The sequence below is a fragment of the Arenibacter troitsensis genome, assembly GCF_900177645.1.
Lineage (GTDB): Bacteria > Bacteroidota > Bacteroidia > Flavobacteriales > Flavobacteriaceae > Arenibacter > Arenibacter troitsensis.
The window spans coordinates 1,013,963-1,028,098 of the sequence record NZ_FXAO01000001.1; the positions used below are offsets into that span (position 1 = coordinate 1,013,963).

Here is a 14,136-nt window from a genome sequence, read left to right on the forward strand (position 1 = left end):
CTTGAGCTATTTATAAATCGAGTGTCCATAAAGGGGTTGGATTTTGATAGGCATAATCAAAATCCTGGTAATCATCTATTTGAAACAATACATCGTATGCTGTCATAGCGAAACACCTAGAAATAGGTAGGTAAAAACACTGTTAATCAATTGATTTTTCATTGTTTTTGTTTTTTATTTCTTCAATTTTATCGTTAATGCCTCTAAAGTAAAAATGAACACTAAAACATATACTAACAACATTATGTTGTCAGGAATAAATAAAATTTGTTTAATATTGAGCGATTTAATTGATCAAAGTTTGACTTTACGACATTAGGTTTTTTTGCATGAATAATTTAAATTTTACTAAGAAAAGGAGTGACGAAGAATAGGGTAGAAGGCGATAGATTATTAGTTAATGAGCTTATTAAAGGCAATGAAAAGGCCTTTCGTAAACTCTTTGATTCTTATCGGAATGACCTTTACAAATTCAGTTTAAGTATGGTTTGTTCAGAAGAATATGCCGAGGAAATAGTTCAGGATGTTTTTATGAAAATTTGGATCAAGCGAAGATCCTTAAAGCCTGAAATGTCATTCAAGTCCTACCTTTTTACCATTACCCGAAACAAAACCATAAAATTTCTGAAAAAGGCGGCCAATAACAGAAAGCTTAGGGAAGCGGTTTTTTATGGGAAACAAAAATTTGTCGACTCTACAGATCTTTATGTGCGGGAATTGGAGTTGGAATCCCTAAAGCAAAAGGCGTTGGACAAATTATCGCCGAGAAGGAGGAAAATTTTCGAAATGTCCAGAAATGAAAATAAAAGCTATGAAGAAATAGCCGAAGAATTGGGTATTTCAATTAGTACGGTGCGGAATCAAATGAGTACTTCCTTAGAGATTCTTCGCGATTTTATATTAAAAAATAAGGAAATCGGGCTTGGACTTTTATTGTTTTATACAGATTGGGTATAAGCTAAAATCATCATTATAAGCGCATTAACAATGGTTTTTTGATAATTTGCCATTTCATTTTTTATCATATCATTAAAAATAACCATAAAAAAATACAACTTCAATAGTATTCCATAAGGTTTCAAGGGTATTATATCTGTTAACGTTGATATAATTATCATGAAATCAATTGAAAATAAAGAGTTGTTCAATAAATATATAAGACGCGAGTGTTCAGAAGAAGAACTGCGCCAAATTATTGCTTATTTCAAAAATTCCAAAGATTTTTCCAGTGTTCCTACTTATGAAGAGGTCTCAAAATTACTGGAGGACTATCCGGATCTGGAAGAGGAAGTCGCCAAACGTATTTATAATAATATATTGGAAGCGAATAAAGACGAACATCTGCCCGTTAAGGCCAAAAAGACCTATTCCATCTTGAAATATGCTGCAGCGGCAGTTTTAATCGGCATTCTTGCAACATCTTATTTTTTAAGTGACAATAAGTACAATACTCCCCAGGAGAACACCCCGAACAATGTGGTCAACACTGTCGTACCTGGTACGGATAAAGCTACCTTGACCTTAGGGGACGGTTCTGTGGTAGCATTGCAAAAGGGGAATGCGGTTAAAACCCAAAATGCAAACAGTGATGGGGAAAAAATAGTTTACAAAGCTGTTGGGGGAAAACCCAAAGAGATGGTTTACAACTATTTGACCATACCAAGGGGAGGACAATTTAATGTTGTTCTATCCGATGGTACAGAGGTTTGGTTAAATTCCGAGACCCAGTTGAAGTATCCTGTACATTTTGAGGAAGGTAAGGTCCGGGAAGTGGAGCTGGTTTATGGAGAGGCTTATTTTGATGTCTCCCCAAGCACGGAGCATGGAGGTTCAAAATTCAGGGTGATGAACAAGGCCCAGGAGGTTGAAGTTTTGGGAACCGAATTTAATATAAAGGCATACAAGGATGATACCAATGTGTATACCACCTTGGTGGAAGGAAAAGTGGTAGTGGGCAGTGGGGACTTAAAACAATATTTAACTCCAAACCAACAGTCGCACTTAAATCTGGAGAATAATCGTATTAAAGTAACAGTTGTTGATGTAAATGTGGAGACTTCATGGAAGAATGGAATTTTCAGCTTTAAAGGCATGCCTTTAAAAAATATAATGAAAGTAATATCCAGATGGTACGATGTAGATGTCGTATTTGAAAATAAGGAACTGGAATCTTTAAAATTCAAAGGAGTCTTGGATAAATATCAATCTATTGAGGAGATTCTCAATATTATGACGTCCAGTACCATTAATAATTATGAAATAAAAAATAAGACCATAATTATCAAATAGCATTGAACAAAACAGAGGAATTGATCATTGGTCCAAGGAGACCAAATAGGATAGACCCGGATTAACTATAAAACAATGTAGCCAATGAAATAAAAAAAAACAAAAAAAGGAGATAAAGTTTAACCGACTAAAGTATAAAGCTCTATCCCCTAGTATCATTATCAATTAATTAAAATAATTAACTAATAAATAAGCGACCAATTTATGAAAAATAATCTTAATAGGGCTGGTTTCCCTTATGGGAAAATGCTCTTTATATTCATTATGCGTACATTCATTTTCTTATTTTGCGCTACCCTTTTTGCTTTAACACCCGTAGATGTTGTCTCCCAAAATTCCAAAATAAAAATTGAAGAAGACAAGATACTAAGTGTGGATCAAGTATTCGATCTTATTATGGAGCAGACAGAATACAGGTTCTTTTATGAGGAAGGCATATTTAAGGACTATCCCAAAGTACATTTGCGAAAAGGCGTAATAAGAACGAACAAGCTGTTAAAGGAAAGTCTGTCCCAGAGCAACCTTAATATTACCGTAACAGCAAACGATGCCATACTCATAAAGAAAAACCCCCAAAAAATTATAGAAGAAGAGCAGGCAGAATACCAAGTTTCCGGTACCATAACAGATCAGGACGGCCAGCCGTTGCCCGGTGCGAGCGTTGTTGAAAAAGGAACCGATAACGGAACGCAATCCGATTTTGATGGTGTTTTTGGGATAACAGTTTCCCATGGTGGAATTTTGGAGATCTCTTACGTGGGTTTTTTGACCCAACGCATCACCATTACCCAAGATGAAACCATAAAAGTACAGTTGCTCGAAGATACTGCCTCTTTGGAAGAGGTTATAGTGATCGGGTACGGTACGGCTGTTAAAAAAGATTTGACCGGGGCCGTATCTTCTTTTGATCAAAAAGCCGTAGACAGGCAGCCGAGTGCCACTAATCTAACAGAGCTTATGCGCGGTTCATTGCCAGGATTGAACGTTGGTACCAGTACCGGTCCTTCAGGGGAATCCAGTATTGTGGTAAGGGGTATCACATCCCTTGGTGCCGATAATTCTCCATTATTGGTCGTTGACGACGTAATTTATCAAGGAAATATTTCCAGTATCAATCCGGCGGATATTGAGAGTGTAAACGTGCTGAAAGATGCCAGTGCATCATCTATATATGGTTCTAGGGCAGCGTCCGGGGTAATTATTATCACCACAAAAAAAGGTAAAGAGGGAAAACCGATCATAAACCTTAGAAGTTCAACAGGATTTGCACATGCGGGCCTAATGCAGGAAGTGTATGGTCCCGATAATTTCTTGGATTATAAAGGCGATGTGTTCGATCAGATGGTTCCTAAGGAGAATGGTTATTATAGTAACCCGAACAATCTTCCCTCCGGTGTTACCATCAATGATTGGTTGGAATATGATGGGCTTGGCGGAACCTCTACCGATCCCAATCTAATATGGTACGATAGGTTGGAGTTGAACCAGGTAGAAAAAGATAATATTGCGGCAGGTAATACATTGGATTGGAAAGATCTTGTTTATCAAACGGGTCTTCGGTTGAACAATACCATTAGTGTTTCTGGGAAATCGGATCGTGTAAGTTATTATGGATCCCTGGGCCATGTGAAAAACGAAGGAATTATACTTTTTCAGGAAAGTGAATCACTTAGGGGAAGACTTAATATAGAGTCCAAAATCAGCAATGCATTGACAATTGGACTCAATATGCAGACCCTTCACTTAAAACAACCTACCGGTATACCGGGTAGTGGGAGTTATGAAGTTCAGAGCCCTTTCGGGAGCTTGTTCTATGATGATGGTGAAATTAAACATTTGCCCTATGATGATGCGCTGTCGTCCAACCCGTTCTTGTATACTTATAGGGATAATTATTTTAGACAACGCGAGTATTTTACCAATCTCTATGCAAAATTATCATTGCCCTTAGGGTTTTCATACCGTGTTAACTGGTCCAATCGATCCAATTTCGTTCAGGATTACCGATTTAGGCCTGCCATAGCAACACTGGGGGATGGTGGTGACCTGGGATCTAGGAGCGACCAATTTGAAAATCGGTGGATGGTAGACAACATCGTTAATTGGAAAAAAAGTTTTGACGACCATAACTTTGATCTAACCTTGTTATATAATATTGAAGAGGCCAAAACCTATGAAAGTACACAGTCCAACTCCATCTTTAGCCCTAATGACAATCTTTCATATCATAATTTGGGAATTGGGGAAAACCCGGTTGTAGGTTCCAACGATACACGCGCTACTGCAGATGCCATGATGGCGAGATTGGCATACAATTTCCACAACCGTTATTATGTAACCGCTGCTGTGAGAAGGGATGGCTATTCGGCTTTTGGTGCCAATAACCCATATGCTACCTTCCCGTCCATAGGGCTTAGGTGGAGACTTTCAGATGAAAATTTCCTGAAGAGCGAATCGATGAACGATTTAAGCCTTAGAGCTTCATGGGGAAAAAATGGCAATAGGGAGATAGGGATATATTCCGCCCTGTCAAGATTGGAAGGCACCAATTATATCTATGACCGATCCACGGTGGTAGGTATAAATGCTACAGATCTGGCCAATCTCGGGCTAAAATGGGAAACCACGGAAACCTATGATGTGGCCTTGGAGTTTAGTTTGTTCGGTTCACGGGTATCGGGAACCTTGGAATATTACCAAGGTGTAACCAATGATCTATTGCTCAACAGGTCTTTGCCCATTCTTACCGGATATACCGGTGTGTTCGCGAACCTAGGTGAGGTTGAAAATAAAGGATTCGAGATTTCATTGAACACTGTAAATATAGAAAGTGGGAATTTCTCCTGGAGATCGGGCCTGGTATTATCACATAACCGCAACAAAATCAAAAGCCTTTATGGGGATATGGAAGATGTACTGGATGGCGAAGGCAATGTGATCGGCCAAAAAGAAAAGGATGATATCGGCAACGATTGGTATATAGGACATGCTATTGATGAAATATTCGATTATAAGATTTTAGGGATATGGCAGTTGGGGGAAGAGGATGAAGCTACTGTTTATGGCCGCCAACCAGGGGATGTAAAGCTTATGGATGTGAATGACGACGGCGTTATCAATTTTGATGATCAGGTCTTTCAAGGGAATAAAACGCCTAGGTACCGTGCGAGTTTGAGAAATGATTTTGTCTACAAGAATTTCGATTTCTCCATTTTCGCAAATGCCTTATTGGGCCATAAAGGATCTAATAATGAACATTTTAATTTTAGGGTTCAACAGCAAAGGCTTAATAAGATAGTAACGCCATATTGGACGCCCGATAACCCCACAAATGAGTGGGCAAGATTGTCTTCGAAGAATTCTTCACCGGCTACCGATTGGTATGATGATAAGTCCTTTATCAGGATACAAAATATATCCATGGGCTATACTTTTCCCCAGAAATTAGCTGATAAGCTCAAGATCCAATCCCTAAGGCTATATGCCAATGTTCAAAATCTTCCGGCCTTTTCCCTCGGAGGTTGGGAATACGGTTGGGATGTAGAAACCGGCCAGGCAACCCCGCTCATAACGGCAATCGGATTTGATCTAACTTTTTAATTTAAAATCAACAAGATGAAAAATTATAAATATCTATTAATTATAGCAATACTTATGGTCTCCGGCTGTTCCATAGATAGGTTGGAACCGGATCCGCTGTCGTTCTTTTCCCCAGAAAACACCCTTATCGATAAAGCGGGAATGGATGGCCTTATTGTAACCTTAAATAGCAGCCTCAGGGAGGAAAAGGGGCAGAATGACGGCAATCTTCTTTTGGGGGAATGGAATTATTCGGATTTTACGGTAAATGGAGCCCCTCCTGGAGATGTACTTCATAACTTTGAACTGCAAATGACCCCAAATTCAACTGAGGACAATGAATGTATTGTCTATTGGAATTTGGCTTTTAGGAGTATAAAGAATGCCAATGTTATTATTTCAAGGGCACCTGAAATTGAACTTACGGCTTCCGAACTCAATGAAGTAATGGCCAAGGCTTTGTTCCACAGATCTTATTGGTATTACCGTTTGGTACACCAATTTGGGGATGTTCCCTTTGTTGCAGAGGAAGTTACCTCCCCTAAATTGGATTTTTACACCCATTCCAGGGAAGCCGTTCTTCAACGAATTACCAAGGACATGGAATTTGCGGTGCAGTATTTACCTGTAGATGTACAGCCCGGGGATGTTAACCAGGCGGCAGGTTCCTTTTTGTTGACAAAGTGTTATCTGTCCATTCGTGAGTTTGACAAGGCCATTGCAGAAGCTTCAAAGGTGATCAATGATGGAAAATATGCTTTAATGACGGAACGATTTGGAACTACGGAGCCGGAATTTCTTACCTTCTCATTTTTGGATTCAAATGATTTTGACGTGCTATGGGATCTGCACCAAAAAAATAACAAGAGTTTGGCTGAAAACACGGAGAAGATTCTGGTTTCCCAGAATCAATTCAATACTATTGGGTCTCAAAATACAGCTAAAAGTAGGGATACAAGCCCAACTTGGTGGCAGGCCAGGGATCCAAATGGTACACGTGCATGTACCGATCTTGATTATGGGAAAGGGTTGAACATGATCCAACAATTGGGTAGGGGTGTAGGACGTATGGTACCCTCCCAGTATTTTCGGGATATGAGGTGGGAAGATCCCGATGACCTAAGGTATTCGCATAATAACTGGTTTGGTATGGAAAGATATGTGTATAACGATCCCAGTTCGGCATATTACGGCCAACCTTTTGATCCGGCTTCGGTAACCGATATTCGACAGTGGTACCCTATAGCGTACAACAAATTGATCTACATTGATGAGTCAGGGAATAATCAAGCGGATCGGTCCACTAGCGATGAGTATATTTATCGTCTTGCAGAACTTTATTTGTTGAGGGCGGAAGCATATTGGTGGAAAGGTGATATTCCCCGTGCCACTGCCGACGTAAATGTGGTTCGGGCCCGGGCCCAGGCATCACTGGTGGACGCAGTGGATCTGGATTATATTTTTGACGAAAGGGCACGCGAACTGTATTTTGAATCCCCTAGAAAAACAGAACTTACCCGTGTGGCCTACATAATGGCATCCCTTAACAGGGATGGGTATACTTTGGAGAACATGACCACCAACAATTGGTTTTATGATCGGGTAATGCGCAGGAACCATTTCTATGTTGAAGAGATTTTACAAGGGGCCAATATTTATAGAATGTTGCCGTACCATGTATATTGGCCGATAAAGGAAGTGCATATCCGGGAAAATTCTTTGGGCCATCTAAATCAGACACCTGGATATCCTGGATCGGAGACGAATATTCTCCCCCTTACGGATACGGAACAGGACAAACCGGATGGAATGGACTAAATCACTTCAATAACCCATCTTGAGTTGATGAATTCAAGATGGGTTAAAATCGAGGTTTACTACCTTAAACTAAAATTCATATGAAAATTTCATTATATAAGGCATGTTGCACCATGATATCTATGGTGTTGATTTTTGTTTCCTGTTCAGAAGAACCGGGCAGGGATACTTCCGTGGGAAAAAGTATTGATATAGCGCAAGGAGTCGAAAAAAATGTAATCGTGCTCGAAGTACCGGATCCTTCGAATGTGACCTCACAACGACAAATTATTTTGCCGGAGTTTGAAAAGTTTTGTCATGTTGCCGCGGATTCCGTTCATTTTCGTTGGATAGGGGCCAGTAATCGTATGTTTCCCTGGGTGGGGTCAAACGATTTAAGGTCAATATTCGAGCCCAGGTCACCGGCGCCGCCAAGGATAGCAAATGCCAATAGACGTGCACTTACCATGCTTTTCAAACTAAAAAATGGAAACTACCTTACCCTTTTGCCATTGTCAGGTGCCGCAAGTGTAAGCTGGTTAGAGGTTGCCAAGGACGGTAAACTCACAGTTGATTATGGCACCCTTGGTACGGCTAAGGTCCCTTTGGATGCCAAAGTGCCATTATTGGCCTGGTACGAATCTGAAAACCTCTATGAGTCCCTTGCAAAAACTTGGGAATTGGCCCTAAAGGATGCGGCCGTAGGGGCCACCGCCAGCTTGCGATATTCAAAGAAATATCCAGAACCATTGGGGTATCTGGGCTGGTGTACCTGGGAACAATACAAGAAAAAAATAGATGAACCCACGCTGGTAAAGGCTATTGATAACATTGAAAAATCAGAAGTGCCGGTGCGGTGGTTCTTGATCGATGATGGTCATCAGGACGATAATAACCTCAAATTGCTTTCCTTTAAGCCCGACCAACAAAAATTCCCGAACGGATGGGATCCCATCGTTTCCCGAAAAACCGAGGAAGGAATTAAGTGGATGGGTATTTGGCACGGGTTCCTTTCCCATTGGCAGGGAGTCCATGTAGACCATAAAATGAAGGAACTCACCCCTTACCTCATGCCGAACCCCAATAGGGAAGATGGGCTTTTGCCCAAAGATGATATGGAGTCCAGTACGGCCTTTTACGATTATCTCGTATCTATGATCAAGGCCCAGGGGTTCGATTTTATGAAAACGGACAATGTTTCAAGGTCTACTGAGGAATACTATGGGAGCGAAAATGCGGTCAGGGCACAAAGCGAAAATGTTCTGGCACTCGAAAAGGCTTGCCTTGAAGAAGGGATCGGTTTAATGAATTGTAGTGCACAAAACACCATAGATATGCTTAATGCCAGCAATAGTGCTACTATGCGTACAAGCCCCGATTATATAAAGAACGATTTAAAGACCTCCAAATCGCAGATTCTACAGTCGGTTTTTAATGTGTTGTGGTTGGGGCAAACCCTATGGCCAGACCATGATATGTTTCATTCTTCCGACACCCAGGTGGGAGAAACGATGTCCGTGACCAAGGCATTATCCGGTGGGCCGATTTACTTGTCCGACGACCCAGCGGAGTTTATGTCCGGTGTAATAGATCCTTTGTGTTTTGCCAATGGCAAACTCATTCGGCCAGAGGCACCCGGGGTTCCCCTACCAAAATCTGTCTTTAACGATGCTCTGTACGAATCCGGTGCCGCCTACCAAACCATTGCTCCCTTAAAAAACAAATCTTGTGCTATTGTGGCCTATAATTTAAGCATCGTTACCGATGGAGCTTTAAGAGGCACTATAAGCCCGGAAGATTATACCCAGGCCTCGGCCATGATCCAACCCTTTCCGGGATTTTGGGAACTCCCGGAAGAAGGATTGGTTATTTATGATTGGAAAGAGCAAAGAGGTCAAGTACTCGGCAATGATGGGATCGATTTTGAAATTGGCGGATTTGGCCATAAATTGTTTCTTGTAAGTCCAATAGAGAAAGGATGGTCGGTAATAGGCCGGAACGACAAATACCTAGGTCCTTCCACGGTCGATATTGTTAAATCGTCCCAAGAGGAACTGGTAATCTGGATGGAAGAACCTGGCAGCATTGTACTGTATTCTGGTAATCGATCACTAAAAAGCAGTGAATTCGATTTTAAGAGTATTGGCAATGGTTTTTATTATGGACAATATGTTGGATCAGGTTTTAATGAAATTACAATTTCCAGGCAATGATAAATAGAAGAAACAAATACAATTGGCCTTTGCTCGTATTGCTTTTGTTGGTAACGCTTTCGTGCAGGGCAGAACAAATAGACCCTGTGGACACAGGGGAAAAAGAGACCAAATCCGAAGACCCGAACATTTGGATATTTCTGATGGCCGGTCAGTCCAATATGGCCGGTAGGGGAGGGGTAGAACTACAAGACTTGGTTTCCTATGAGCGGATCATTGCCATAAACAGCAGGAATCAATGGGTCGGGGCCAAGGAGCCCTTGCATTTTTACGAGCCCAATGCTGCCGGATTGGATTGCGGGATGAGCTTTGCCCAAGAGTTGCTGGCAAAAGTCCCGGATTCGGTCACCATTGCCTTGGTACCGTGTGCAGTAGGGGGTAGCTCTGTTTTTCAATGGGTGGACAATGAAGAACACAGAGGGGTCGCCCTATTGTCCAACTTCTATCAGAAGGTAGCTTTGGCCAGAAAGAAGGGTGTAATCAAAGGCATAATATGGCATCAGGGGGAAAGTAATGCCAATGCCGGGGATCTGCCGAATTATTCAGATGCCCTGCTGGGTCTGTTCACAAAATTCAGAGTGGCCGTTACAAATGATGATCTTCCGATTGTTATGGGAGAATTGGGAAGGTTTGCCAGGCCGGAGGAGAAAGCAGCGTATTTTGATGATATCAACACTATTCTAGCCCAGATTGAAGAAGGGGATGATAGCTTGTTCCTTGTTTCTTCCGAAGGGTTGGACCATAGGGGGGATAACCTCCATTTTAATTCGGCCGCGCAAAGGGAACTGGGCAAGAGATATGCAGAGGTCATGATACAACAATTGATTTCTGAATAAGGGAACGAAACACCATAAAATGATCAAAATGAACTTTATCCGTAATCCCGTGAATTGGGCATTCGCAATGTTAAGCATGCTTATGGTTCCATATGGATGGTCCCAGAAAAATTCAACCGAATCAGGGTACAAGGAACTGTTTAACGGTAAAGACCTGTCCGGATGGTATACTTATCAGCGACAACCGGAGCCAACCTCTAAAGTGGTCGGACTTAAAATGGAAGATGGTAAATATGTGGAACCCATTGGGTTGAACAAAGATCCGCTCGGGGTGTTCACCGTAGTAGAATTGGATGGCGGGAAGGTCATCCGAATTTCTGGAGAAGTATTCGGGATATTGGTAACTGAAGAAGAATTTGAGGATTATCACCTTACACTGGAATTTAAATATGGGGAGAAAAGATATCCGCCCAGGGAAAATGCCAAACGCGATAGTGGAATCCTTTATCATTCTTTTGGCAAGGAAGCCGCCCGGGGCGGTGTATGGATGAGCTCTGTGGAATGCCAGATCCAGGAGGGCGATACTGGCGATTTATGGTGTGTACAGGCTACTACGGCCAAAGTCAATGTAGAAACGGACGGGGATGGAAAATTTAAATACAACCCATCCGGGCCACTGCAAGAGTTTGACTGGAGAGGTAGTAGGTATTGCCAACGATCATTTGATTATGAAAAACCTTATGGCGAATGGAACACTTTGGATATTTATGCCTTTGGGGATGAAAGCATTCATGTAGTGAACGGTATAAAAAACATGCACCTGAAAGATATAAGGTATTATGAAGCTGATAAATCCACACCATTGACCAAGGGGAAGATTCAGTTACAATCGGAAGGGGCAGAGATTTTCTATAGAAATATTCGAATCGGGCCGATCAGTAAAATGCCCAATCTATAACAATAATGCATGATGAAATTGTTTAGAACACTGCTATTCCCATTCTTCATGGTCCGTGTCCTACTTCTTTCCGCTTCGTCTGCGGAAAAGAAAAAAATCGAAGAGATCGATACAGGAACAATGGAATGGGCAGCTTTGATAACCGGTTCTAAATTTTACGGTAAAGAAGATTTTGCAAAAGCTGCTGAAGATTACATAGTTTTACAGGATTACAACGACCCAGTGTGGTTCACAAATATTAAAATTAGGCCTTTGCACACGAATGGCTCAATTGAATAATTTTCAGGTTAACCACATTTATAGTGCTAATTGATTTTACGATGAAAAAGACAACACATATCCTCCTTTTTTTACTTGGCATAACTTTTTGTGGGGTGGGTTGCGCCTCAAAACAGTCAAAAACTGTAAAAGAAGAAAGTCCACAACTGCCGACCAATATCATCTTGTTGATGGGGGACGACCATGGATGGGAAGAAACGGGTTACAACCATCACCCTTTTGTCCAAACACCTGTATTGGACGATATGGCAAAAAATGGATTGGTGTTGGATCGGTTTTATTCTGCACATCCCACATGTTCCCCAACGCGGGGCAGCATCATTACGGGTCGACATCCAAATCGATATGGCACGTACACTCCGGGATGGTCCATTCGGCCAGAGGAAATTTCCGTTGCGCAATTGCTTAAAGATGCAGGCTATACAACAGCTCACTTTGGCAAATGGCATCTTGGGCCGGTAAAGAAAGAGTCCCCCACCAATCCAGGAGCCATGGGGTTCGATACTTGGGCATCGCATGATAATTTCTTTGAGATGAACCCGGTACTTTCTAGAAATGGAGCTCCCCCCATTCAAATATTAGGTGAAGGCTCGGAAGTTATCATAGACGAAACGATTTCCTTTATTGATACGGCAAAGGAGGGCAGGAAACCTTTTTTTTCCGTAGTGTGGTTTGGCTCTCCCCACGAACCTTATGAGGCCTTACCGGAAGATTTGGCCCGCTATCAAGAACTTCCGGATAGTTTGGGCAATACCTATGTGCAAATCACTTCATTGAAAACGGGAAAACAGGTTAAAAGACCTTTGGATTCGGTACTCTCTGCCCGGTATGCGGAAATAACGGCGATGGATCGGGCCATAGGAAAGCTAAGGTCCTATCTGGAGAAGGAAGGGATCAAAGAGAATACCCTGATTTGGTATTGTGGCGATAACGGAATTCCTGCCAGTGGGCTCTATAACTCCCAATTAAAGGGTTTAAAGGGCACCATTTATGAAGGGGGGACAAAAGTGCCGGGAATTATTGAGTGGCCCCAAGAAATAAAAAACGGGTTTATATCCGGGTTGAATGCAGTGACCACGGATATTTTCTTGACGGTTTGTGAAGTGGCAGGCGTAGCCCCCCCAAAAAGACCTATGGACGGTATCAGTCTTATGCCCGTAATCAGGGGTGAAGCGAGGGAACGCTCAAAACCAATCCAATTTTGGAATTTTGATACGGGACATTTGGACGATAAAGATCCATACATCTCTCCAGAATTACAGGAAGGTACCACACCCTTGGCCAAGATTTCGGAAGGTAAGTTTACTCGGTCCTTTAAGAACTTTCATCATCCCAAAATCGATGAAAGGGATTATCAGGGAAACCGTTCCATACTGGACAATGAATATAAACTTATTATGGAAGACCGCAGCGGGAAAGAGGTCAAAGCACTTTATAATGTGCACAAAGATCCAGGGGAAACCAAAAACCTTATTGAGGAATACCCTGACATTGCCCTCGATTTGGAGAAGCAGATGAGGGTATGGCAACAATCCGTGTTGTTAAGCCTCACGGAGAAGGACTATAAAAAGTAAAAGTCAATTGGGGAACCCATACTTATTAAATCTAATCCCGATTTTAAACCCGCATCATTGAATTGTTGAAATAGGAAAAGTCACCCTTTATACGGATGTCATTAACCCCTACAATAAAAAAGTATGGGCGTTGGCCCGTAAGAAATGAAGGGCCTTTGACATTTGGTTTTCTACCGTTTTTACGGATATTCCCATGTCTAATGCGATATCTTGATACTTCCTTTTTTCCAACTTATTTTGAATAAATATTTCCTTACAACGGGGAGGCAACTGATTTATCAGGGTATTTAATTTTTCCATTTTTAGTTCATAGAGGTCCTCTTCCAAGGTTGCCTCTGAGATAACGTCCCATCTTATTTTATCCAAGGTGTCGAATTGGATTTTTCGGCTGCGGATATGTTGTAAAAATTGATTGTGGCATGTTTTAAAGAGGTAGTTTTTAAGCGATGTGGTTATAACTATGGTCTTTCTTTTTTCCCATAGACCTACAATAGCTTCTTGTACAAGATCTTCAGCCAATACGCGATCGTTGCATAGGTTGAAAACGTAATTACATAGCCATTCATAATATTCGGAAAATAAATACTGATATGCCTTTGTTTTCCCTTTGCGCAGTTTTCGAATGATTTCATGTTCGTTCATATGGAGGAACCTATTTTAACACAAACTTA

The 14,136-nt window shown here is 41.5% G+C and carries 10 protein-coding genes; 9 read left to right on the plus strand and 1 reads right to left on the minus strand.

Annotated features, from left to right (window positions below):
- Positions 1–360 precede the first annotated feature (360 nt).
- The 9 genes from B9Y87_RS04130 (at position 361) to B9Y87_RS04175 (ending at position 13,465) form a co-directional block, all read left to right on the plus strand.
- Positions 361–957, plus strand: coding sequence for an RNA polymerase sigma-70 factor (locus tag B9Y87_RS04130; protein ID WP_085496395.1), 597 nt, complete (start codon positions 361–363; stop codon positions 955–957).
- 159 nt (positions 958–1,116) lie between these two features.
- Positions 1,117–2,289, plus strand: coding sequence for a FecR family protein (locus B9Y87_RS04140; protein WP_085496399.1), 1,173 nt, complete (start codon positions 1,117–1,119; stop codon positions 2,287–2,289).
- 204 nt (positions 2,290–2,493) lie between these two features.
- Positions 2,494–5,889 (plus strand): SusC/RagA family TonB-linked outer membrane protein, encoded by a 3,396-nt coding sequence (locus B9Y87_RS04145; protein ID WP_085496401.1) that lies wholly within the window; start codon positions 2,494–2,496, stop codon positions 5,887–5,889.
- 15 nt (positions 5,890–5,904) lie between these two features.
- Positions 5,905–7,686, plus strand: a complete 1,782-nt coding sequence (locus tag B9Y87_RS04150) for a RagB/SusD family nutrient uptake outer membrane protein (protein WP_085496403.1) — start codon at positions 5,905–5,907, stop codon at positions 7,684–7,686.
- Positions 7,687–7,766: 80 nt separating this feature from the next.
- Complete coding sequence (locus B9Y87_RS04155) at positions 7,767–9,878, plus strand: Sip1-related alpha-galactosidase (RefSeq protein ID WP_085496405.1); 2,112 nt, start codon at positions 7,767–7,769, stop codon at positions 9,876–9,878.
- Positions 9,875–10,714, plus strand: a complete 840-nt coding sequence (locus B9Y87_RS04160) for a sialate O-acetylesterase (RefSeq protein WP_085496407.1) — start codon at positions 9,875–9,877, stop codon at positions 10,712–10,714. Before B9Y87_RS04155 ends, B9Y87_RS04160 begins: the two co-directional genes overlap by 4 nt.
- Before the next feature lie 28 nt (positions 10,715–10,742).
- Positions 10,743–11,612 (plus strand): 3-keto-disaccharide hydrolase, encoded by an 870-nt coding sequence (locus B9Y87_RS04165; RefSeq protein ID WP_176225584.1) that lies wholly within the window; start codon positions 10,743–10,745, stop codon positions 11,610–11,612.
- Positions 11,613–11,621: 9 nt separating this feature from the next.
- A complete protein-coding gene (locus B9Y87_RS04170; protein ID WP_139827135.1) occupies positions 11,622–11,891 on the plus strand; it encodes a hypothetical protein in 270 nt (89 codons plus the stop codon).
- Between the two features lie 41 nt (positions 11,892–11,932).
- Positions 11,933–13,465, plus strand: a complete 1,533-nt coding sequence (locus B9Y87_RS04175; RefSeq protein ID WP_085496413.1) for a sulfatase family protein — start codon at positions 11,933–11,935, stop codon at positions 13,463–13,465.
- 108 nt (positions 13,466–13,573) lie between these two features.
- Here B9Y87_RS04175 and B9Y87_RS04180 read toward each other — a convergent pair whose 3' ends face one another.
- Positions 13,574–14,107, minus strand: coding sequence for an RNA polymerase sigma factor (locus tag B9Y87_RS04180; protein WP_085496415.1), 534 nt, complete (start codon positions 14,105–14,107; stop codon positions 13,574–13,576).
- Positions 14,108–14,136: the final 29 nt, after the last annotated feature.

Excerpts from the sequence above, each read along its gene's own strand:
- B9Y87_RS04140 (WP_085496399.1), top strand. The coding sequence starts at position 1,117 with ATGAAATCAATTGAAAATAAAGAGTTGTTCAATAAATATATAAGACGC.
- B9Y87_RS04145 (WP_085496401.1), top strand. The coding sequence starts at position 2,494 with ATGAAAAATAATCTTAATAGGGCTGGTTTCCCTTATGGGAAAATGCTC.
- B9Y87_RS04150 (WP_085496403.1), top strand. The coding sequence starts at position 5,905 with ATGAAAAATTATAAATATCTATTAATTATAGCAATACTTATGGTCTCC.
- B9Y87_RS04155 (WP_085496405.1), top strand. The coding sequence starts at position 7,767 with ATGAAAATTTCATTATATAAGGCATGTTGCACCATGATATCTATGGTG.
- B9Y87_RS04160 (WP_085496407.1), top strand. The coding sequence starts at position 9,875 with ATGATAAATAGAAGAAACAAATACAATTGGCCTTTGCTCGTATTGCTT.
- B9Y87_RS04165 (WP_176225584.1), top strand. The coding sequence starts at position 10,743 with ATGAACTTTATCCGTAATCCCGTGAATTGGGCATTCGCAATGTTAAGC.
- B9Y87_RS04170 (WP_139827135.1), top strand. The coding sequence starts at position 11,622 with ATGATGAAATTGTTTAGAACACTGCTATTCCCATTCTTCATGGTCCGT.
- B9Y87_RS04175 (WP_085496413.1), top strand. The coding sequence starts at position 11,933 with ATGAAAAAGACAACACATATCCTCCTTTTTTTACTTGGCATAACTTTT.
- B9Y87_RS04180 (WP_085496415.1), bottom strand. The coding sequence starts at position 14,107 with ATGAACGAACATGAAATCATTCGAAAACTGCGCAAAGGGAAAACAAAG.